The 24,714-nt window shown below is 71.8% G+C and carries 1 protein-coding gene; it reads left to right on the forward strand.

Annotated elements, in window-relative coordinates; genetic code table 11:
- Nucleotides 1-468 precede the first annotated feature (468 nt).
- On the forward strand, nucleotides 469-24,684 hold the full coding sequence (locus ACOJUJ_RS11940) for a non-ribosomal peptide synthase/polyketide synthase (protein WP_420127103.1): 24,216 nt from the start codon (nucleotides 469-471) through the stop codon (nucleotides 24,682-24,684).
- The last annotated feature ends 30 nt before the right edge of the window (nucleotides 24,685-24,714 follow it).

Consider the following 24,714-nt stretch of genomic DNA (forward strand, 5'->3'; position numbering starts at 1 on the left):
CGGGACTGATAGGATAGGATGGGATCTCCGGCCGGACCGGAGCCACGCGCGTCGGTAGCATGAAGACCGCGCGTGGCTCCGGTTCCTGTTTGTCACCGGTCCGCCGCCGCACGCACGCGATGAATGCGGGCCTTGGCCGAAGGGGGGCGGACGTATTCCCGAAGGCGGCTTATGATGGTAGATTTCGGGAGTCTTCCGGGACTTAACGCCCTTTCGTTCTAGTGCCTGATCAGTGCGTGGCATGCACGATGGCGCATATTGGTCGTCGATCCTGGTTGCTCGGACAGAAGCTGTCCCTCCTTCCCGCAGACCGCGGACGCTGGGCGGACAGCGGCCGAGATCCCTCCGGTTCTCGAATCCCGCGGAAGCGTCTTCGCTTTCGCGTCACCCGTTTCCTGGCATGCCCCGCGGATGTCGACGCCCATGATGGAAGGACGGGACGCAATCCCGGGCACGGGAGCCATCTCCGTGCCCGGGTTTGCTGATCCCGCGCTTCACCTCCGCGTCGCCGGCGTCCTCCCTGATGCGTGCCTTCACGAGCTGTTCGCGGCGCAGGCGGCGCGCACGCCGCACGCCGAGGCGGTGGTCTGCGGGGGCGAGTCGCTGACGTACGCGCAGCTGGACGCGCGGGCCAACCGCCTCGCGCACCACCTGCGACGCCTGGGGGTGGGGCCCGAGATGGCGGTGGGGGTGTGCCTGGAGTGGAGCCCGGAGCTGGTGGTGGCGCTCCTCGCGGCGCTCAAGGCCGGCGGGGTCTACGTTCCGCTGGATCCCGCGCTCCCCGCGGAGCGGCTGGCGTACCTGGCGGAGGACTCTCGCGCGTACGCGATCGTCACGCGCGAGGCGCTGGCCGGGCGCGTCCCCCACGGCGTGGCGGTGCGGGTGGATGCCGACGCGGAGCGGATCGCGGCGGAGCCGGAGAACGCGCCCCAGGCCGGCTGCCGCCCGGAGCACCTTGCGTACGTGATCTACACGTCGGGCACCACCGGCCGGCCCAAGGGCGTGGCGGTGGAGCACCGCGCGGCGGCCGCGCACCTGCCGGTGATGGCGGACCGGCTGGAGATCGTCCCCGGCGACCGCGTCCTCCAGTTCGCCTCGAGCGGCTTCGACGTTTCCCTGGAGCAGGTGTTCCTTCCCCTCCTTCGCGGCGCCACCCTGGTGCTGCGGGGGGCCGAGCCGTGGAGCGCCGAAGAGCTGCGGTCGCGGGTGCGGTCGCTGGGCATCACCGTCGCCAACCTTCCCCCGGCGTACTGGCGCGAGGTGCGGGCCGCGGCGGGGGCAGAGGCCGCGCTGCCGGGCGTGCGGCTGCTGCTGGTGGGCGGCGACGTTCTCCACGCCGGCGACGCGCGCGCCGGGGAGATGCGTCTGCTCAACGGCTACGGGCCCACGGAGGCGGTGGTCACCGCCACGGTCTACGACGTGGCGGCGGACTTTGCCGGGGAGGCGGTGCCGATCGGCAGTCCGCTCCCCGGGCACGCGGCGTACGTGCTGGACGCGCAGGGAGCACCGGCGGGCGAGGGCGAGGCGGGGGAGCTGTACCTGGGCGGTCTGCTGGCGCGCGGCTACCTGCGCCGCCCGGGGCTCACGGCGGAGCGGTTCGTCCCCGACCCGTCGGGCGGCGCGGGCGCCCGGCGGTACCGCACGGGCGACCAGGCGCGCTGGAACGCGGACGGACAGCTCGAGTTCCTGGGCCGGGCTGACTTTCAGGTAAAGCTCCGCGGCTTTCGCATCGAGCCGGGGGAGATCGAGGCGCGGCTGCTGGAGCACGCGGGTGTGCGCGAGGCGGTGGTAACGGCGCGCGAAGACGCGACGGGCGACCGGTACCTGATCGCTCACTACGCCGGCGACGCGTCCGCCCAGGCGCTGCGGGCGCACCTTGCCGCGTCGCTCCCGGCGTACATGGTTCCGGCGGCGTACGCGCGGGTCGACGCGCTCCCCCGTACGCCCAGCGGCAAGGTGGACCGCGCGGCGCTCCCCGCCACGGCCGGTGATGCGTTCCCCGCACGGAGCTACGAGGCGCCCGCGGGCCCGGTCGAGGAGGCGCTGGCGGAGAGCTGGGCCGAGGTGCTGGGGATGGGGCCGGTAGGCCGCGGGGACAACTTCTTCGAGCTGGGCGGGCACTCGCTGCGGGCAATGCAGGTGATCTCGCGGATGCGGGACGCGCTCGGGGTAGAGGTGCCGCTGGAGGCGCTGTTCGAGCGGCCGGTGCTGGCGGACCTGGCACGCGGGCTGGAGACCGCCGCGCGGGCCGGGACCACGGCGATCGCGCCCGCGGACCGGACCGCGGCGATCCCGGCGTCCTTTGCGCAGCAGCGGCTGTGGTTCCTGGAGCAGCTGGGCGGCACCGGCGCGGCGTACCACATCCCCATGCGCCTGCGTCTGCGCGGCGCGCTGGACCGCGATGCGCTGGTCCGCGCCCTGGACCGCATCGTCGCGCGGCACGAGGCGCTGCGGACGACCTTTCCCGTGGTGGATGGCGAGCCCGTCCAGCGCATCGTTCCCGCCAACGAGGGCACGTTCCGGCTTGTGGAGCACGATCTTCGTGCCGCGCCGGACGCGGAAGACGCGCTGCGCCGCCTGGCGCTGGACGAGGCCAGCGCGCCGATCGACCTGGCGGGCGGGCCGCTGCTCCGCGGACGGCTGGTGCACATGGCGGCGGACGACCACGCGCTGCTGCTGACCATCCACCACATCGTCTCCGACGGCTGGTCGATGGGCGTGCTGCGCCGCGAGCTGGGCGCGCTGTACGACGCGTTTGCCCGCGGCGATGCCGATCCGCTGCCGCCGCTGCCGGTGCAGTACGTGGACTACGCCGTGTGGCACCGCCGCTGGGCGAGCGGCCACGCCGTGGAGGCGCAGGCGGAGTACTGGGCGCGGACGCTGGCCGGCGCGCCGGAGCTGCTGGAGCTTCCGTCCGACCGTCCCCGCCCGCCGCGGCAGGACTTTGCCGGCGCGTCGCTGCAGATTGACCTGGACGAGGCATTGACGGCGGCGCTCAGGACGCTGGGCCAGCGGCACGGCAACACGCTGTACATGACGGTGCTGGCCGGCTGGGCGGCGGTGCTCGCCCGGCTGTCGGGCCAGGACGACGTGGTGGTGGGGACGCCGCTGGCGAGCCGCGGGAGCCGGGAGATCGAGGGGCTGATCGGGTTCTTCGGCAACCCGGTGGCGCTGCGGGTGGACGTGTCGGGAACGCCCACGGTGGCGGAGCTGCTGCGGCGCGTGCGCGAGCGGGCGCTGGAGGCGCAGCGAAATCAGGACATCCCCTTCGAGCAGGTGGTGGAGCGGGTGCGGCCGGCGCGCACCCTGTCGCACACGCCCTTCTTTCAGGTGATGCTGGCGTGGCAGGAGATGCCCGGCACCGAGCTGGAGCTGCCGGGGATCGCCGCCGTGCCGCTGGACGGGGTGGAGGAGGGCGGGGCGGGGTTCGACCTGACGCTGAGCATCGCGCCCCACGGCGGCCGCATCGCCGGCACCCTGACGTACGCCACCGCGCTCTTCGACCGGGCCACGGTGGAGCGGCACGTCGCCTACCTGCGGCGGGCGCTGCAGGCGAGGGCGGCGGACGAGAACCAGGCCGTGGACCGGCTGCCGCTGCTCCCGGAGGCGGAGCGCCGCCTGGTTCTGCAGGAGTGGAATGATACCGACGCGGGTTACCCCCGCGGCGCGTGTGTCCACGACCTGTTCGGCGCGCAGGCGGCGCGGACGCCGGGGTCCGTCGCGCTCTCCTGGCCCGGCGAACGGTGGACGTACGCGCAGCTGGAGGCGCGCGCGAACCAGATATCCAACGCGCTGCGCCGGCGCGGCGTGGGGCCGGAGGTGCGTGTGGGCATCTGCCTGCCGCGCACGCCGGAACTGGTCGCCGCCATGCTGGGCGTGCTGAAGGCAGGTGGCGCGTACGTGCCGCTGGACCCCGCGTACCCGCGCGAGCGGCTGGGCTACATGCTCGAGGACGCGGGCGTCACCCTCGTCATCACCGACTCCGTCCTCGCGGATCGCCTGCCTGAGGACGCATCCGCGCTGCTCCTGCTCGACCGCGAGCGCGACGCGATCGTGGCGGAATCGGTTGATGCGCGGGAGAGCGGCGTCCTTCCCGAGAACCTGTCGCACGTCATCTTCACCTCCGGGTCCACGGGCCGGCCCAAGGGGGTGATGATCCGCCATTCCTCGACGGTCGTGCTGCTGCACTGGCTGCGGGAGAACGTCACGGACGAGGAGCGCTCGTCGGTGCTGTTCTCGACGTCGATCAACTTCGACGTCTCCATCGCCGAGGTGTTCGGCACGCTGGCGTGGGGCGGAAAGCTGGTGGTCGCCGAGAACGCGCTGGAACTGGCGACGCTGGATGAAGACGTGGTCTACGCCAGCATGGTTCCCAGCGCGGCGGAGGAACTGCTGCGCAGCGGCGGCATCCCGGTGAGCGTGCGGACGCTGAACCTGGGTGGCGAGGCGCTGCCCAACGCGCTGGCGCAGGGGCTGTACGCGCTGGGCACGGTGGAGAAGGTCGGCAACCTGTACGGGCCGACGGAGGACACGACGTATTCGACCTATTACGTCGTGCCGCGCGGCGCGGAGCAGGTGCTGGTGGGCACGCCGGTGGCCAACACGCAGGCGTACGTCCTCGATCACCACCTGCAGCCGGTACCGGCCGGTGTGGTCGGCGAGCTCTATCTGGCGGGCGACGGCCTCTCGCGCGGGTACGCGAACCGTCCGGCGATGACGGCGGAGCGCTTTGTCCCCTGCCCGTTCGGCGCGCCGGGGAGCCGGATGTACCGGGTGATGGACCGGGTGCGGCGGCGCGCGGACGGGGAACTGGAGTACCTGGGCCGCACCGACTTCCAGGTAAAGGTGCGCGGCTACCGCATCGAGCTGGGCGAGATCGAGGCGCGGCTGGCGGAGCACCCGGGTCTGCGCGCGCCGGTCGTCCTCGTCCGGGAGGACGTGCCCGGCAACCGGCGGCTGGTGGCGTACTACCTGGCGGACGAGCCGGTCGCCGTGGACGCGCTGAAGTCGCACCTGGCCAGCCGCCTGCCGGGGTACATGGTGCCGGCGGCGTACGTGTGGATGGAGGAATATCCACAGACGCCGAACGGAAAGACCGACCGCAAGGCGCTCCCGGCCCCGGAGGGGGATGCCTATGCGGCGCAGGCGTACGCGGCGCCCGTTGGCGCGACCGAGCAGGCACTGGCCGCCATCTGGGCCGAGGTGCTGGGCGCCGGCCGGGTGGGCCGCGGGGACAACTTCTTCGAGCTGGGCGGGCACTCGCTCATCGCCATGCGCGTGGTTTCGCGCGTGCGGCAGGCGCTGGGCGTGGAAACCTTGCCGGGCGACCTGTTCGAGCGGCCCGTGCTGGCGGACTTTGCGCGCGGGCTGCAGACGGCCGCGCGTGCCGAGGCGACGGCGATTGTGCCGGTGGAGCGCTCGGGCCCTCTCGCGCTGTCGTTCGCGCAGCAGCGGCTGTGGTTCCTGGAGCAGCTGGGGAACCTGGGCAGCACGTACCACATCCCCATGCGGATGCGGCTGCGGGGCGACCTGGACCGCGGCGCGCTGGTCCGCGCCCTTGACCGCATCGTCGCGCGGCACGAGGCGCTGCGGACGAGCTTTCCCGCGGTGGATGGCGAGCCGGTCCAGCGCATCACCCCGGCGGAGGAGAGCGGGTTCCGGCTGGTGGAGCACGATCTCCATGCCGCGCCGGACGCGGAGGATCGGCTTCTCCTCATCCTGTCGGAGGAGGCGGAGGCGCCGTTTGACCTGGTGCACGGCCCGCTGTTCCGTGGCCGGCTGGTGAGGATGGCGGCGGACGACCACGTGCTGCTGCTGACGATGCACCACATCGTCAGCGACGGCTGGTCGGTGGGCGTACTCTTCCGCGAGCTGGGCGCGCTGTACACCGCCTTTGTGTGCGGCGATGCCGATCCTCTTCCCCCGCTGCCGGTGCAGTACGCCGACTATGCGGTGTGGCACCGACGCTGGGTGGAAGGGCCGGTGCTGGAGGCGCAGGCGGAGTACTGGACCCGAACGCTCGTCGGTGCGCCGGAACTGCTGGAACTGCCGTCCGACCGTCCCCGTCCGGCCAAGCAGGATTTTGCCGGTGCGTCGCTGGAGGTGGATCTGGACGAGGCGCTGACCGCGGCGCTCAAGACGCTGTCGCAGCGGCACGGCACCACCCTGTACATGACGCTGCTGGCTGGCTGGGCAGCCGTGCTCGCCCGGCTTTCGGGGCAGGACGACGTGGTGGTGGGGACGCCGCTGGCGGGCCGCGGAAGCCGGGAGATCGAGGGGCTGATCGGCTTCTTCGTCAACACGCTGGCGGTGCGGGTGGACCTTTCCGGCGCGCCGGCGGTGGCAGAGCTGCTGCGGCGCGTGCGCGAGCGGGCGCTGGAGGCGCAGCGGAACCAGGACATCCCCTTCGAGCAGGTGGTGGAGCGGGTGCGGCCGGCGCGCAGCCTGTCGCACACGCCGCTCTTTCAGGCGATGCTGGCGTGGCAGGAGATGTCTGGCGGCGAGCTGGAGCTGCCGGGCATCAACTCCGCGCCGCTGGACGGGCTTGGGGAAAGTGCGGCGCCGTTTGACCTGACGCTGAGCATCGCGCCGCGCGGCGGACGGATCGCCGGCACCCTGACGTACGCCACCGCGCTGTTCGACCGGACGACGGTCGAGCGGCACGTCGCTTACCTGCGGCGAGCGCTGCAGGCGATGGCGGCGGACGAGAATCAGGCCGTGGACCTGCTGCCGCTGCTCCCAGAGACGGAGCGCCGGCTGGTTCTGGAGGAGTGGAATGATACCGACGCGGGTTACCCCCGTGGCGCGTGCGTCCACGACCTGTTCCGCGCGCAGGCGGCGCGCACTCCGGAAGCCGTCGCGCTCTCCTGGCGCGGCGAGCGATGGACATACGCGCAGCTGGAGGCGCGGGCGAACCAGGTCTCCAACGCGCTCCGCCGTCGCGGCGTGGGGCCGGAGGTGCGCGTGGGCATCTGCCTGCCGCGCACGCCGGAGCTGGTGGCCGCGATGCTGGGCGTGCTGAAGGCTGGTGGCGCATACGTGCCGCTGGACCCGGCGTACCCGCGGGAGCGGCTGGGCTACATGCTCGAGGACGCGGGCGTCACGCTCGTCATCACCGATTCCGTCCTCGCGGATCGCCTGCCGGAAGGCGTGGCCGGGGTGCTGCTGCTGGACCGCGAGCGTGACGCGATCGCGGCGGAATCCACCGATGCGCTGGAGAGCGGCGTCCTTCCTGAGAACCTGTCGCACGTCATCTTCACCTCCGGGTCCACGGGCCGGCCCAAGGGGGTGATGATCCGCCACGTCTCGACCGTCGTGCTGCTGCACTGGCTGCGGGAGAACGTGACGGACGAGGAGCGCTCGTCGGTGCTGTTTTCGACGTCGATCAACTTCGACGTCTCCATCGCCGAGGTGTTCGGCACGCTGGCGTGGGGCGGAAAGCTGGTGATCGCCGAGAACGCACTGGAGCTGGCGACGCTGGACGAGCCCGTGGTGCACGTCAGCATGGTGCCCAGCGCGGCGGCGGAGCTGCTGCGCAGCGGGGGCATCCCGGCGAGCGTAAAGACGCTGAACCTGGGTGGTGAAGCGCTGCCGAACGCGCTGGCGCAGGGGCTGTACGCGCTGGATACGGTGGAGAAGGTCGGCAACCTGTACGGGCCGACGGAAGACACCACCTATTCGACGTACTTCGTCGTTCCGCGCGGCGCGGAGCAGGTGCTGGTGGGCACGCCGGTGGCCAACACACAGGCATACGTCCTCGATCACCATCTGCAGCCCGTGCCGCCCGGTGTGGTCGGCGAGCTTTATCTGGCGGGCGATGGCCTCTCGCGCGGGTACGCCAATCGCCCGGCGATGACGGCGGAGCGCTTTGTCCCCTGCCCGTTTGGCGCGCCGGGAGCGCGGATGTACCGGGTGATGGACCGCATCCGCTGGCGGGAGAGCGCGGAGGTGGATTCCGCGGCCTCCCGCACGCACGCACCGACGCACGCACGCACCGCCGTTCTGGAGTACCTGGGGCGCACCGACTTCCAGGTAAAGGTGCGCGGCTACCGCATCGAGCTGGGCGAGATCGAGGCGCGGCTCGCGGAGCATCCCGGCGTGCGCGCCCCGGTCGTCCTGGTGCGCGAGGACGTGCCCGGCGACCGTCGGCTGGTGGCGTACTACCTGGGCGACGAGCCGGTCGCCGTGGACGCGCTTAAGTCGCATCTCTCCGATCGCCTGCCTGGCTACATGGTGCCGGCGGCGTACGTGTGGATGGAGGCCTATCCACAGACGCCAAACGGCAAGACGGACCGCAGGGCGCTCCCCGCTCCCGAAGGTGACGCGTATGCGGCCCGGGAGTACCAGGCCCCGGTGGGCGAGACGGAGCAGGCGGTGGCCGCCATCTGGGCGGAGGTGCTTGGCGCCGAGCGGGTGGGCCGCGGGGACGACTTCTTTGGCCTGGGCGGACACTCGCTGGTGGCGGTGCGCGTGGTCTCGCGCGTGCGCCAGGCGCTGGGCGTGGAGACGCTGCCGGGCGACCTGTTCGAGCGGCCCGTGCTGGCAGATTTTGCGCGCGGGCTGCAGACGGCCGCGCGCGCCGAGGCGACGGCGATTGTGCCGGTGGAGCGCTCGGGCCCGCTCGCGCTGTCGTTCGCGCAGCAGCGGCTGTGGTTCCTGGAGCAGCTGGGCAACCTGGGCAGCACCTACCACATCCCCATGGGCCTGCGGCTGCGGGGCGATCTGGACCGCGATGCGCTGGTCCGCGCGCTGAACCGTATCGTCGCGCGTCACGAGGCGCTGCGGACCACCTTCCCCGCGGTGGATGGCGCGCCGGTGCAGCGCATCGCCCCCGCCCAGGAGGGCGCGTTCCGGCTGGAGGACCACGATCTCCGCGCCGCGCCGGACGCGGAAGATGCGCTGCTCCGCCTGGCGTCGGACGAGGCGAACGCGCCGTTCGACCTGGTGCACGGCCCGCTGTTCCGCGGACGGCTGGTGCGTGTGGCGGCGGACGACCACGTGTTGCTGCTGACCGTCCACCACATCGTCTCCGACGGCTGGTCGGTGGGCGTGCTGTTCCACGAGCTGGGCGCGCTGTACGCCGCCTTCGTGCGCGGCAAGCCCGATCCGCTGCCGCCGCTGCCGGTGCAGTACGCCGATTACGCCGCGTGGCACCGACGCTGGGTAGAAGGGCCGGTGCTGGAGGCGCAGGCGGAGTACTGGACGCAAACGCTTTCCGGTGCGCCGGAGCTGCTGGAGCTGCCCACCGACCATCCGCGACCGGCCAGGCAGGACTTTGCCGGTGCGTCGCTGCAGGTCGATCTGGACGAGGCGTTGACGGCGTCGCTCAAAATGCTGTCGCAGCGGCACGGCACCACCCTGTACATGACGCTGCTGGCCGGCTGGGCGACCGTGCTCGCCCGGCTTTCGGGGCAGGACGACGTGGTCGTCGGCACGCCGTCGGCGAACCGCGCGCGGCCCGAGGTAGAGGCGCTGATCGGCTTCTTCGTCAACACCCTGGCGCTGCGGGTGGACCTCTCCGCCCGGCCCACCGTGGCCGAGCTGCTGGCGCAGGTAAAGGCGGGCGCGCTTGAGGCGCAGCGCAACCAGGACATCCCGTTCGAGCAGGTGGTGGAGCGGGTGCAGCCGGCGCGCAGCATGGCGCACAGCCCGCTGTTTCAGGTGATGTTCGCCTGGCAGAACACGCCCGGGGGGAGCGTGGAGCTGCCGGGGCTCACCCTGGCCACCGCGGACGCCGGACCGCGCGTGACCGCCAAGTTCGACCTGCTGCTGGCGCTGTGGGAGGACGGCGGCCGCATCACCGGCGATGTGGAGTACGCCACGTCACTGTTCGAGCGGGAGACGGTGGAGCGCTGGGTGGGCTACCTGCGCCGGGTGCTGAAGGCGATGGCCGCGGACGATGCGCTCGCCATCGACCGTCTGCCGATGCTCGCCGAGTCCGAGCGCCGGCTGGTGCTGCGCGAGTTCAACGCCACGGAAGCCGCGTACCCCCGCGAGGCGTGCGTCCACGAACTCGTCGAAGCCCAGGTGGAGCACACCCCCGGCGCGGTGGCGGTGGTGTTCGAGGGCGAGCCGGTGACGTACGCGCAGCTGAACGCGCGGGCCAACCGGCTGGCGCACCACCTCCGCGCGCTGGGCGTCGGGCCGGACGTGCGGGTGGGGATCTGCGTGGAGCGCAGCGTGGAGATGGTGGTGGGGCTGCTGGGCATCCTCAAGTCCGGCGGCGCCTACGTTCCGCTCGATGCCAGCTACCCGGTGGAACGCCTCCGCAACATGGTCGAAGACAGCGCTCCGGCCGTTCTGCTGACGCACCCGCCGCAGGCCGCCACCGCCGCGGCCCTGTCGTCCGGATCCGCCATCCCCGTCCTCGATCTCGCCGCCGACGCGGTGTGGGCGGATCGATCCGCGGAGAACCCGGAGCGTGACGGGCTGGGGCCGCGGAATCTGGCGCACGTGCTCTTCACCTCGGGATCGACCGGGCGCCCCAAGGGGGTGATGCTGGAGCACGGCAGCCTGGTAAACCGGCTGGCGTGGATGCAGGAACGCTACGGGATGACGCCGGACGAGGCGCTGCTGCAAAAGACGCCGTTCTCCTTCGACGTATCGTTCTGGGAGTTCTTCTGGCCGCTGATGGTGGGTGCGCGGCTGGTGATGGCGCGCCCCGGCGGCCACCGCGACCCGGCGTACCTGGCGGACGTCATCCGCCGCGAGGGGATCACGGTTGCGCACTTCGTCCCCTCCATGCTGCAGGCGTTCCTGGAGCATCCGGAGGCGGAGACGTGCACGGGCCTTCTGCGCGTCCCGGTGAGCGGCGAGGCCGTATCCGCGGCGCTGGTGCGGCAGTTCCACGAGCGGCTTCCCTCCGTCGGCCTGTACAACCAGTACGGCCCGACGGAATCCGGTGAGGTGACCGAGTGGGCGTGCAACCCGGACGCGGAGCGCGTTTCCATCGGCCGCGCCATCCACAACTCGGCGGTCTACGTGCTGGACCGTGCGGGCGAGCCGGTACCCGTCGGCGTGGCGGGCGAGCTGTTCATCGGCGGCGTTGCCGTGGCGCGCGGGTACCTGGGCCGGCCGCGGCTGACGGCGGAGCGGTTCGTCCCCGATCCCTTTGGCGAGCCGGGAGCGCGGATGTACCGCACCGGCGACCTGTGCCGGTGGATGTCGGACGGCACGGTGGAGTACCTGGGACGCACCGACTTTCAGGTGAAGGTGCGCGGCTTCCGCGTGGAGCTGGGTGAGATCGAGGCGCGGCTGGTCTCGCACTCGGGCGTGCGCGAGGCGGTGGTGCTCGCGCTGGACGACGGGCCGGGCGGCAAGCGGCTGGTGGCGTACTTTGTGGGCGAGGCGCTGGAGAGCGAAGCGCTGCGCGCGCACCTGTCCGAACAGCTGCCGGAGTATATGGTCCCGGCGGCGTTCGTGCGGCTGACCGCGTTCCCCGTCACCCCCAACGGCAAGCTGGACCGCCGCGCCCTCCCCGCGCCCGACGCGGACGCGTTCGCCTCGCGCGATCACGAGCCTCCGCTGGGCGAGACGGAGATCGCGCTGGCGGAGATCTGGTCGGAACTGCTGGGCATCGAGCCCATTGGACGGCGGGACAACTTCTTCGCGCTGGGCGGGCATTCGCTGCTGGCGGTGCGCGTGGTCTCGCGGGTGCGGCAGGCGCTGGGCGTGGAGGCGTCGATCGGCGACCTCTTTATCCGGCCCGTGCTGGCGGACTTTGCGCGCGCGCTGCAGACGGCCGCGGGGGCGGAGGGGACGACCATCGTGCCGGTGGATCGCTCCCGTCCGCTCGCCCTCTCGTTCGCGCAGCAGCGGCTGTGGTTCATCGAGCAGATGGAGGGATCGGGCGCGGCCTACCACCTCCCCATGAGCCTGCGGCTGCGGGGCGAGCTGGACCGCGAGGCGCTGACGCGCGCGCTGCAGCGGATCGTGGCGCGGCACGTGGCGCTGCGCACCCGCTTTCCGGAGGCGGACGGCGTCCCCGCGCAGCGAATCTTCCCGGTGGACGAAAGCCCGTTCCACCTGGCGGAGCACGACCTGGAAGGCCGGCCCCACGCCCCGCGGGAGCTGGACCGGCTGATGGCGGAGGAGGCGAGCGCGCCGTTCGACCTGGCGCGGGGGCCGCTGGTCCGCGGGCGCCTGGTGCGCATGGCGGCGGATGACCACGTGCTGCTGGTCACCATGCACCACATCGTCTCGGACGGGTGGAGCCTGGAGATTTTCAGCCGCGAGCTGAGCGCGCTGTACACGGCGTTCGCGGCCGGCCAGCCCGATCCGCTGCCGCCGCTGCCGGTGCAGTACGCGGACTACGCGGCGTGGCAGCGGCGCTGGGTGGAGGGCGAGGTGCTGCGGCGGCAGGCGGGCTACTGGCGCGAGACGCTGGCCGGCGCGCCGGAACTGCTGGAGCTGCCGACGGACCACGCGCGCCCGGCCCGCCAGGACTTCGCGGGCGCCTGGCTGCCGGTGCAGCTGGACGAGTCGCTGACCACCGCGCTCAGGACGCTGGGACAGCGGCACGGCGCCACGCTGTTCATGACGCTGCTGGCCGGGTGGGCGGCCGTGCTCGCACGGCTGTCGGGCCAGGACGACGTGGTGATCGGCACGCCCAGCGCCAACCGCGGGCAGAGCGAGGTCGAGGGTCTGATCGGCTTCTTTGTCAACACGCTGGCGCTGCGCGTGGACCTGGCGGGCTCGCCCAGCGCGGCGGAGCTTCTGGGGCGGGTGAAGGAGCGCTCCCTGGGCGCGCAGCACCACCAGGACATCCCCTTCGAGCAGGTGGTGGAGCTGGTGCAGCCGGCGCGTAGCCTGGCGCACACCCCGCTGTTCCAGGTGATGTTTGCCTGGCAGAACGCACCCGAGAGCCGCCTGGAGCTGCCGGGGCTGGCGGTGAGTTCGGCGGATTCCCTGGATGCCGGGGACGCGTCGTCGCGGACGGCCGCGAAGTTCGACCTGTCGTTGGCGCTATGGGAGGATGACGGGCGGATCCACGGTTTCGTGGAGTACGCCACCGCCCTGTTCCAGCGGGAGACGGTGGAGCGCTGGTTCGGCTACCTGCGCCGCCTGCTGGAAGAGATGGTCGCGGACGATGCGAGGCCGTTGGACCGGCTGGATCTGCTCTCCGCCGCCGAGCGCCGCCGAGTGGTGGAGGAGTTCAACGCCACGGCAGCCGAGTCCCCGGGCGAAGCGTTCGTGCACGAGCAGTTCGCCGCGCAGGCGGCGCGCACGCCGGACGCGGTGGCGCTCGTCTTTGAAGACGAATCGCTGAGCTATGGCGAGCTGAACGCGCGGGCCAACCGGCTGGCGCACCACCTCCGCGACCTGGGTGTGGGCCCGGAGACGCGGGTGGGGATCTGCGCGGAGCGTAGCCTGGAGATGGTGATGGGGGTGCTGGGCATCCTCAAGGCCGGCGGCGCGTACGTGCCGCTGGACCCGGGCTACCCGTCGGAGCGCCTGGCGTACATGCTGGACGACAGCGCCCCCGCGGCGGTGCTCGTGCAGACGCATCTGCGTGATCGTGTTGAGGGCGCAGACGTGCCGGTGGTCGAGCTGGACGCCGCGTCGCCGAACTGGGCTTCGCTCCCCGCGACGGACCCAGGCCGCGAGGGGCTGACGGCGGAGCACCTGGCCTACGTCATCTACACCTCCGGCTCCACCGGCCGTCCCAAGGGTGTACGCGTGCCGCACGGCAGCGTTGCCGCCACGCTGGCGGTTGCGGGTGAAGCGTTCGGGTTCGATGCAGACGACCGCGTGCCCTCGCTGGCCTCGTTCGCCTTCGATATCTGGATCTTCGAGACGCTGCTTCCCCTGCTGGGTGGCGGCAGCGTCCGCCTGGTGGCGCGCGAGCGCGTGCTGGACGTGCCGCGGCTGGTGGAGGATCTGGCCGGGTGCACCGCGGTGCACGCCGTGCCGGCGCTGATGCGCCGCATTGTGGAGGAGGTCCGCGCCAGGCCAGAGGGGGTGCTGCGCACGCTTCGCCACGCGTTCGTGGGCGGCGATGCCGTTGCGCCGGACCTGCTGGAGGAGATGCGGGGGGCGTTCCCGGCGGCGGAGATCCGCGTGCTGTACGGCCCGACGGAGGCGGCGATCATCTGCGCCTCGCACCGGCTGGGCGGGGAATCGGCGGCGCGGCAGATGGTGGGGCGGCCGCTGGGGAACGCCGCGCTGTACGTGGTGGAGCCCGGTGGCGGGGTGGCGCCGCTCGGTGTCGCGGGCGAGCTGTGGCTGGGCGGCGCCAGCGTGGCGCGCGACTACCTGGGGCGGCCGGGGCTGACGGCGGAGCGGTTCATCCCCGATCCGTTCTCGGCCCAGCCGGGGGCGCGGCTCTACCGCACCGGCGACCGGGTGCGGTGGGCGGAGGTGCGGGAGTTTGGCGGTGACAACGATTCGCGCGAGGCTGGTTCCCCTCTCGCACTTTCGCACTCTCGCACGTTCGCGCTCGAGTTCCTGGGGCGGACCGATCACCAGGTGAAGGTGCGCGGCTTCCGCATCGAGCCGGGCGAGATCGAGGCGCGGCTGGCGGAGCACCCGGGCGTACGCGAGGCGGTGGTGCTGGTGCGCGAGGACGCACCGGGCGAGAAGCGGCTGGTGGCGTACGTGGCGGCCGACGAGACGGCCGGTGCCGACGTGCTGCGAGCGCATCTCTCGGAGCGCCTCCCCGAGTACATGGTTCCGGCGGCGTACGTGCGGCTCGACACGCTTCCGCTGACGCCGAACGGCAAGGTGGATCGCAAGGCGCTTCCCGCGCCGGAAGGTGATGCGTTCGCCGCGCGCGGGTACGAGGCGCCGTCGGGCCGGGTGGAAGAGGCGGTCGCGGCGATCTGGGCGGAGCTGCTGGGTGCGGAACGGGTGGGCCGGCGCGACCATTTCTTCGAGCGGGGCGGGCACTCGCTGCTGGCGGTGCGCGTCGTCTCGCGGGTGCGGCAGGCGCTGGGTGTGGAGGTATCGCCACGCGACGTGTTCGAGCGGCCGGTGCTGGCGGATTTCGCGCGCGGGCTGGAAACCGCCGCGCGCGCGGAGGCGGACGCGATCGAGCGTGTGGATCGCACCGGCAACATCCCGCTCTCGTTCGCGCAGCAGCGGCTGTGGTTCCTGGAGCAGCTGGGGGACCTGGGCGGCACCTATCACATCCCCCTGGGCCTGCGGCTGCGGGGCCATCTTGACCCCGGCGCGCTGGTCCGCGCGCTGGATCGCATCGTCGCGCGCCACGAGGCGCTGCGCACATCTTTCGCGATGGTGGAGGGCGAGCCGGTGCAGCGCATCGCCCCGGTCCAGGAGAGCGGGTTCCGGCTGGCGGAGCACGATCTCCGCGCCTCACACGATGCAGAGGACGAACTGCGCCGCCTCGTGTCTGACGAGGCGAGCGCGCCGTTCGACCTGGCGCGGGGGCCGCTGTTCCGCGGGCGGCTGATTCGCATGGCGGCGGACGACCACGTGCTGCTGCTGACCATGCACCACATCGTCAGCGACGGCTGGTCGGCGGGCGTGCTGTTCCGCGAGCTGGCCGCGCTGTACGCCGCCTTCGCGCGCGGCGAGCCCGATCCGCTGCCGCCGCTGCCGGTGCAGTACGCCGACTACGCCGTGTGGCACCGCAGCTGGGTAGAGGGCGAGGTCCTGCAGCGGCAGGCGGACTACTGGCGCGGGACGCTTGCGGGCGCGCCGGAGCTGCTGGAAATGCCGGCGGACCGTCCGCGCCCGGCGAAGCAGGACTTTACCGGCGCGTCGGTCAGTGTGGAGCTGGACGAGGCGCTGGCCGCGGCGCTCAGGACGCTGTCGCAGCGGCACGGCACCACCCTGTACATGACGCTGCTGGCCGGATGGGCAGCCGTGCTTGCCCGCCTCTCGGGGCAGGGCGACGTCGTCGTGGGCACCCCCACCGCCAACCGCAGCCGCCCGGAGGTGGAGGAGCTGATCGGCTTCTTCGTCAACACGCTCCCCGTCCGTATCGACCTGTCGGATGGGCCGCGTGTGGGGGAGCTGATCGATCGTGTAAAGGCGCGGGTGCTGGAGGCGCAGCAGAACCAGGACATCCCCTTTGAACAGGTGGTGGAGCTGGTGCAGCCGGTGCGCAGTCTGGCGCACAGTCCGCTCTTCCAGGTGATGTTCGCCTGGCAGAACGCGCCGGGAGAAAGCCCGGAGCTGCCCGGGCTGGCCGTGGGCCCGCTGGATCTGGCGGGTTCCGGGGGCTCGCCGGCCCAGGTGAGCGCAAAGTTCGACCTGTCGTTGGCGCTGTGGGAGGTTGACGGGCGCATCCAAGGAGAATTGGAGTACGCCACCGTGCTCTTCGACCGGACAACGGTGGAGCGGCACGTGGAGTATCTGCGCTGCCTGCTGGAACAGATGGTGGCCGATCACGCGCGGGCCGTGCACGCGTTGGAGATGCTTCCCGACGCCGAGCGGCGACTCGTCGTCGACGAGTGGAATCGGACCGGGGCGGATCTCCCCGCCGTGCCCGCCCACCAGCTGTTCGAGGCGCAGGTGGCGCGCACGCCGGACGCGACAGCCGTCGTCTTCCGTGCGGATTCGCTCACCTACGCCGAGCTGGACGCGCGCGCCAACTGGCTGGCGCGTTGGCTGCGCGGGCGCGGGGTGGGCGCTGAGGTACGTGTGGGGCTGAGCCTGGAGCGGTCGCTGGAGATGGTGGTTGCCGTGCTGGGCGTGCTGAAGGCAGGCGGCGCCTACGTCCCGCTGGATCCGTCGTATCCGGCCGAGCGTCTGGCGTACATGGCCGAGCATTCCGCCCTCCCCGTTGTGCTGACGCAGGAGCGCCTTCTGGGCCGCCTTCCCTTTGACGCAGGCGTCGAGGTCGTTGCGCTCGATGCGCGCTGGGGGGAGATGGAGAGGGCGGACGCGGCGGCTCCGGAAATCGCGGTGGACCCGCGGAGCCTGGCGTACGTCCTCTACACCTCGGGGAGCACCGGGCGTCCGAAGGGCGTGGCCGTGGAGCACGCGCAGCTGGCCGCCTACCTGGCGTGGGCGACGCGCACCTATCCCGGTGGCGGCTCGGCGCTGCACTCGTCGCTTTCCTTCGACCTGACCGTCACCAGCCTCTTCGTGCCGCTGCTGGGTGGCGGGGCGGTGGAGCTGGTGGAGGAGGACGATGCGGTCGAAGGCCTGGCGCGTGTGCTGGAGCGCGGGGGGCGCGAGATGCTGAAGCTGACCCCTGCGCACCTTCGCGTACTGGGCGAGCGGCTGGCGGAGCGGGGCGCCGTGGGCGGGGCGGCGTGCCTGGTGGTGGGCGGTGAGCCGCTGATCGGGGGGCAGATCGGCTGGTGGATCCGAAATCTGCCCGAGACGGTGATTGTCAACGAGTACGGCCCCACGGAGACGGTGGTGGGGTGCTCCATCCATTCGCAGCGGCTCGCCGAGACCGGCGCCGGGCAGGTATCGATCGGCCGGCCCGTGGCCAACACGCGGATCTACGCGCTGGACCCGCGCGGCGAGCCTGCCCCCGTCGGCATCGCCGGCGAACTGTACGTGGGCGGCGCGCAGGTTACGCGTGGCTACCTGGGGCGGCCGGGGCTTACGGCGGAGCGCTTCGTCCCGGATCCGTTCTCGCCCCAAGGTGGCGCGCGGATGTACCGTACCGGGGACCTGGGGCGTTGGCGTGTGGACGGCACGCTGGAGTATCTGGGCCGCACGGATTTCCAGGTAAAGGTGCGCGGCTTCCGCATCGAGCTGGGCGAGATCGAGGCGGTGCTGCGCCAGCACGAGGGCGTCGCCGACTGCGCGGTGCTGGCGCGCGAGGACGCGGGCGATCAGCGGCTGGTGGCGTACGTCGTGGGCGAGGTGGAGGCGGATGCGTTGCGCGCGCACGTGCGCCAGGGCCTGCCGGAGTACATGATCCCGTCCGCGTTCGTGTTCCTGGACGAGCTGCCGCTGACGACCAACGGCAAGCTGGACCGCAAGGCGCTGCCTGCGCCGGAGTACGCGGCGGACGCGGACAGCTACGTGGCGCCGCGCACGCCGGCCGAGGAGGTGATTGCGGCGGTCTGGGCGGAGGTGCTGAAGGTCGACCGGGTGGGGGTGCAGGACAACTTCTTCACCCTGGGCGGACACTCGCTGCTGGCGGTCACCCTCGTGGAACGGATGCGGCGCCGCGGTGTGCGTGCGGACGTACGTGCCCTGTTCGCCACGCCAACGGTGGCGGAGCTCGCCGCGGCGGCGGGCGGACGCTTCAACGAGATCGCCATCCCGCCGAACCGCATCTTGGCCGGCTGCGATGCCATCACGCCGCAGATGCTTCCGCTGGTGGAGCTTACGCAGGCGGGGATCGACCGCATCGTGGGTGCGGTGCCCGGTGGCGCGGCGAACGTGCAGGACATCTATCCCCTGGCGCCCTTGCAGGAGGGGATTCTCTTCCACCACCTGCTCACGCGGGAGGGCGACCCCTACCTGCTCTACATGCCGTTCGCGTTCGAGCGCCGCGAGCAGGTGGATGCCTACCTGGCTGCTTTGCAGGCGGTGATCGCGCGGCACGACGTCCTGCGTACCGCAGTGGTGTGGGAGGGGCTGTCGGAGCCGGTGCAGGTGGTCTGGCGTCAGGCTCCGCTCTCCGTCGAGGAGGTGGAGACGGACCCCGCGGCGGGCGATGCGGCGCGGCAGCTGTACGAGCGCTTCGATCCGCGGCATCACCGGATCGATCTGGGCCGCGCGCCCATGCTGCGGGCGTATGTCACCCGTGACGTGGCCGAGGATCGCTGGGTGCTGTTGCTGCTGCAGCACCACATGACGAGCGACCACACTTCGCTGGACGTGCTGCGGGCCGAGATCGACGCGCACCTGGAGGGGCGCGCGGACCAGCTGCCGGCGCCGCTGCCCTTCCGCAACTACGTGGCGCAGGCGCGGCTGGGGGCGAGCCGCGCGGAGCACGAGGCGTTCTTCGGCGAGCTGCTGGGCGACGTCGACGAGCCGACGGCGCCGTTCGGATTGCGCGACGTGCACGGGGATGGGCTGGGGCTGGAGGAAGGGACGCTGGAGCTGGAGGAGGGGCTGGGCGTCCGTCTGCGGGATCGTGCGCGGGCGCTGGGGGTGAGCGCGGCGGCCGTGTGCCACGTGGCGTGGGCGCAGGTGCTGGCGCGGGTCTCTGGCCGGAGCGACGTGGTTTTCGGCACCGTGCTCTTGGGGCGGATGCAGGGCGGGGAGGGCGCGGACCAGGTGCTGGGGCCGTTCATCAACACGTTGCCCGTTCGCATCCAGGTGGCGGAGGAGGGCGCGGTGACGAATGTGCGCCGCGCGCAGGCGCTGCTGGCCAGTCTGGTGCGCCACGAGCACGCCTCGCTCGCGCTGGCGCAGCAGATGAGCGGGGTTCAGGCCCCGGAGCCGCTGTTTTCGGCGGTTCTGAACTACCGGCACGGCGTGGATCGCGAAGAGCAGCGGCCAGCGTCCAGCGGCGCCGCCCTGGAAGTCGAGGTAAGGGAGCGGTCGAACTACCCGCTCATTCTCTCGGTGAACGACCTGGAAGACCGGTTCTCCCTGACGGTGCAGGTGCAGCCCGGTGTGGGCGCGGAGCGGGTGTGCGCGCTGATGAACACGGCGCTGGCGGGACTGGTCGAGGCACTGGAGACGGCGCCGGAGAGGCCGGTGGCGCGCATCGAGGTGCTTCCGGAGGCCGAGCGGCGGCAGATACTTGAGGCGTGGAACCGGACGGCGGCCGAAGCTCCGGCCGACCGGTGCATCCATGAGCGGTTCGAATCCCAGGCTGCGCGTACACCGAACGCGGTGGCCGTGCGCTTCGAGGAGGAGTCGCTCACGTACGCGGAGCTGAACGCCCGCGCGAACCGCCTCGCGCACCACCTGCGCTCGCTCGGCATCGGGCTGGAGACGCGGGTGGGGCTCTGCGTGGAGCGGAGCCCCGAGATGGTGGTGGGGGTGTTGGGCATCCTGAAGGCAGGCGGCGCGTACGTGCCGCTTGATCCGGGCTACCCGGCGGAGCGCCTGGCGTACATGCTTGCGGACAGCGCCCCCGCGGCGGTGCTCGTGCAGACGCATCTGCGTGATCGTGTCGAGAGTGCAGACGTGCCGGTAGTCGAACTGGACGCCGCGTCGCACGCGTGGGCTTCGCTCCCCGCGACGAACCCAGGCCGCGATGGGCTGACGGCGGATCACCTGGCGTACGTGATCTACACCTCTGGCTCCACCGGCCGCCCCAAGGGCGTACGCGTGCCGCACGGGAGCGTTGCCGCGACGCTGGCCGTTGCGGGTGATGCGTTTGGGTTCGATGCAGACGACCGCGTGCCCTCGCTGGCTTCGTTCGCCTTCGACATCTGGATCTTCGAGACGCTGCTCCCGCTGCTGAGGGGCGGCACCGTGCGGCTGGTCCCGCGCGACCGCGTCGTGGACGTGCCGCGGCTGGTGGAGGACCTGGCGTCCTGCACCACGGTGCACGCGGTGCCTGCGCTGATGCGCCGCATCGTGGAAGAAGTGCGCGCCACGCCGCAGGGAGTGCTGGGCAGCCTGCGCCACGCCTTCGTGGGCGGTGACGCGGTCGCGCCCGACCTGCTGGAGGAGATGCGCATCGCCTTCCCGGCGGCCGCGATCCACGTGCTGTACGGGCCTACGGAGGCGGCGATCATCTGCGCCTCGCACCGGCTGGGTGGCGAAACTGCGGCGCGGCAGATGGTGGGACGGCCGCTGGGCAACGCCGCGCTGTACGTGGTGGATACTGGCGGGCATGTGGCGCCGGTCGGCGTCGCTGGCGAGTTGTGGCTGGGCGGCGCCAGCGTGGCGCGCGACTACCTGGGTCGGCCGGAGCTGACGGCGGAGCGCTTCGCCCCCGATCCCTTCTCGGCCCAGCCAGGGGCGCGGCTCTATCGGACGGGCGACCGGGTGCGCTGGCTGGCGGACGGGTCGCTGGAGTTCCTGGGCCGGACCGATTTCCAGGTGAAAGTGCGCGGCTTCCGCATCGAACCCGGCGAGATCGAGGCGCGGCTGGCGGAGCACCCCGGCGTGCGCGAAGCGGTGGTGCTGGTGCGCGAAGACGCGCCGGGCGAGAAGCGGCTGGTGGCATACGTGGCGGGTGACGAGACGGCCGCAGCGGACGTGCTGCGGGCACATCTCTCGGAACGCCTTCCCGAGTACATGGTCCCCGCCGCCTACGTGCGGCTGGACGCGCTGCCGCTGACGCCGAACGGCAAGGTTGATCGCAAGGCGCTCCCCGCGCCGGAAGGTGACGCGTACGCGGCCCACGAGTACGAAGCCCCGGTGGGCCAGGCCGAGCAGGCGGTCGCGGCGATCTGGTCGGAGCTGCTGGGCACGGAGCGCGTGGGTAGGCGTGACCACTTCTTCGAGTTGGGCGGACACTCGCTGCTGGCGGTGCGCGTCATCTCGCGCGTTCGTCAGGCGCTGGGCGTGGAGGTCTCGGCGCGCGACGTGTTCGAGCGGCCGGTGCTGGCGGACTTCGCGCGTGGGTTGGAGACGGCCGCGCGCGCGGACGCGACGGCGATCACACAGGTAGATCGGACCGCGCCGATTCCGCTGTCGTTCGCGCAGCAGCGTCTGTGGTTCCTGGAGCAGCTGGGGAACCTGGGCAGCACCTACCACATGCCGCTGCGCCTGCGGTTGCGGGGCGAGCTGGACCGCGGTGCTCTGGTCCGCGCGCTGGATCGCATCGTCGCCCGCCACGAGGCGCTGCGCACCTCCTTCCCCACGGTGGATGAGGAGCCGGTGCAGCACATCGCCCCGGCGGGGGAGAGCGGGTTCCGTCTGGTGGAGCATGACCTCCGCGCCTCGCCGGACGCAGAGGACGAACTGCGGCGCCTGGTGCAGGAGGAGACGAACGCGCCCTTCGACCTGGCGCGGGGGCCGCTGTTCCGCGGCCGCCTGATCCGGATGGCGGCGGACGACAACGTGCTGCTGCTGACGATGCACCACATCGTCAGCGACGGCTGGTCGGCCGGCGTGCTGCACCGCGAGGTTGGTATGCTGTACGCCGCCTTTGCGCGTGGCGAGCCCGATCCGCTGCCGCCGCTTCCCATCCAGTACGCGGACTACGCCGTGTGGCACCGCCGCTGGGTGGAAGGCCCCGTGCTGGAAGCCCAGGCGGAATACTGGACCCAGACGCTGGCGGGCGCCCCCGAGCTGCTGGAGCTGCCGACGGATCATGCGCGCCCGGCGAAGCAGGACTTTGCCGGCGGGCTGGTCGGCGTGGATCTGGACGAGGGGCTGGCGGCGGCGCTCCGGACGCTGTCGCAGCGGCACGGCACCACGCTCTACATGACGCTGCTCGCCGGCTGGGCGGCGGTGCTCGCGCGGCTTTCGGGGCAGGACGACGTGGTGATCGGCACACCGAGCGCCAACCGTGGCCGCGCGGAGGTGGAGGATCTAATTGGCTTCTTCATCAACACGCTGCCGGTGCGCGTGGACCTTTCCGGCGCGCCGACGGTGGCGGAGGTGCTGGGGCGCGTGAAAGCGCGCGCGATGGAAGCGCAGCAGAACCAGGACATCCCCTTCGAGCAGGTGGTGGATCGGGTGCAGCCGGCGCGCAGCATGGCGCACACCCCGATTTTTCAGGTGCTGTTCGCCTGGCAGAACGCGCCTGGGGACGGCCTGGAGCTGCCGGGGCTGGCACTGGCTCCCCTGGACGACCTGGATTCCGAGGACGCGTCGTCGCGGGCGACCTCGAAGTTCGACCTGTCGCTGACGCTCTGGGAGGATGGCGGGCGGATTGACGGGGTGGTGGAGTACGCCACTGCCCTGTTTGAGCGGGCGACAGTGGAGCGGCACGTGGGTTACCTGCGCCGCGTGTTGGAAGAGATGGCCGCCGACGACTCCACGCCCGTGGACCGGCTGGACCTGCTTTCCGCGGCCGAGCGGCGCATGGTGGTGGAGGCGTGGAACGACACCGACGCCGGGTACCCCGCTGGCGCCTGCGTCCACGACCTGTTCGGCGCGCAGGCGGCGCGGACGCCGGAGTCCGTCGCGCTCTCCTGGCACGACGAACGATGGACGTACGCGCAGCTGGAGGCGCGGGCGAACCAGTTGGCGAACGCGCTGCGGCGGCGCGGCGTGGGGCCGGAGGTGCGCGTGGGCATCTGCCTGCCGCGCACGCCGGAGCTGGCGGCCGCGATGCTGGGCGTGCTGAAGGCCGGTGGCGCATACGTGCCGCTGGACCCGGCGTACCCGCGCGAGCGTCTGGGCTACATGCTCGAGGATGCGGGGGTCACTCTCGTCATCACCGAGTCGAGCCTGGCGGATCGCCTGCCCGAAAACGTGGCCGGGGTGCTGCTGCTCGACCGTGAGCGCGACGCGATCGCAACGGAATCCGCCGCTGCGCCGGAAAGTGGCGTGCTGCCGGAGAACCTGTCGCACGTCATCTTCACCTCCGGGTCTACCGGCCGGCCCAAGGGGGTAATGATCCGCCACTCCTCGACCGTCGTCCTTCTGCACTGGCTGCGGGAGAACGTTACGGACGAGGAGCGCTCATCGGTGTTATTTTCCACCTCCATCAACTTCGACGTCTCCATAGCCGAGGTGTTCGGCACGCTGGCGTGGGGCGGAAAGCTGGTGATCGCCGAGAACGCGCTGGAGCTGGCGACGCTGGACGAACCCGTGGTGCACGTCAGCATGGTGCCCAGCGCGGCGGCGGAGCTGCTGCGCAGCGGCGGCATTCCGGCGAGCGTAAAGACGCTGAACCTGGGTGGCGAGGCACTGCCGAACGCGCTGGCGCAGGGGCTGTACGAACTGGGGACGGTGGAGAAGGTCGGCAACCTGTACGGACCGACGGAAGACACGACGTACTCGACCTATTACGTCGTTCCGCGCGGCGCGGACCAGGTGCTGGTCGGCACGCCGGTGGCGAACACGCAGGCGTACGTCCTCGATCACCATCTGCAGCCCGTGCCGGCCGGTGCGGTAGGCGAACTCTACCTGTCGGGCGCCGGGCTGTCGCGCGGGTACGCGAACCGTCCGGCGATGACGGCGGAGCGCTTTGTCCCCTGCCCGTTCGGCGCGCCGGGAGCGCGGATGTACCGGGTGATGGACCGCATCCGCTGGCGGGAGAGTCGGGGCGTTGATTCCGTGCCCGCGGACTCCCGCACCGCCGTGCTGGAGTACCTGGGCCGCACCGACTTCCAGGTAAAGGTGCGCGGCTACCGCATCGAACTGGGTGAGATCGAGGCGCGGCTCGCGGAGCATCCGGGCGTGCGCGCCCCGGTCGTCCTGGTGCGCGAGGATGTGCCCGGCGACCGGCGGCTGGTGGCGTACTACCAGTCGGATGAGCCGGTCGCGGTGGACGCCTTGAAATCGCACCTCGCCGATCGCCTGCCGGGGTACATGGTGCCGGCGGCGTACGTGTGGATGGCTGAGTATCCACAGACGCCGAACGGAAAGCTTGACCGCAGAGCGCTTCCCGCGCCGGGGGGCGACGCGTTCGCCGCGCGCGGCTACGAGGCGCCCGACGGCGAGACCGAAGAGGCGGTCGCGGCGATCTGGGCCGACCTCCTTCGGGTGGAGCGGGTAGGCCGCCACGACGACTTCTTCCAGCTGGGCGGCAACTCCTTGCTGGCCACCCGGCTGGTGTTCCGCATCAGGCGGGAGATGGACGTGGAGCTCTCCGTGAGCGACGTCTTCGCAAAGCCTGAGCTTTTCCTGCTGGCCCAGCACCTGGTCGAGGTGCAGCTGGCCGATTTCGATCCGGAGCAGCTGCAGGAGCTGCTCGCGCTGGCCCGCGCCACGGACGCGGGATGAACGATCAGCCGTTTTCCATCGTCGCAATGA

It is taken from the genome of Longimicrobium sp., assembly GCF_048594345.1.
In the GTDB taxonomy this organism is placed as follows: Bacteria; Gemmatimonadota; Gemmatimonadetes; order Longimicrobiales; family Longimicrobiaceae; genus Longimicrobium.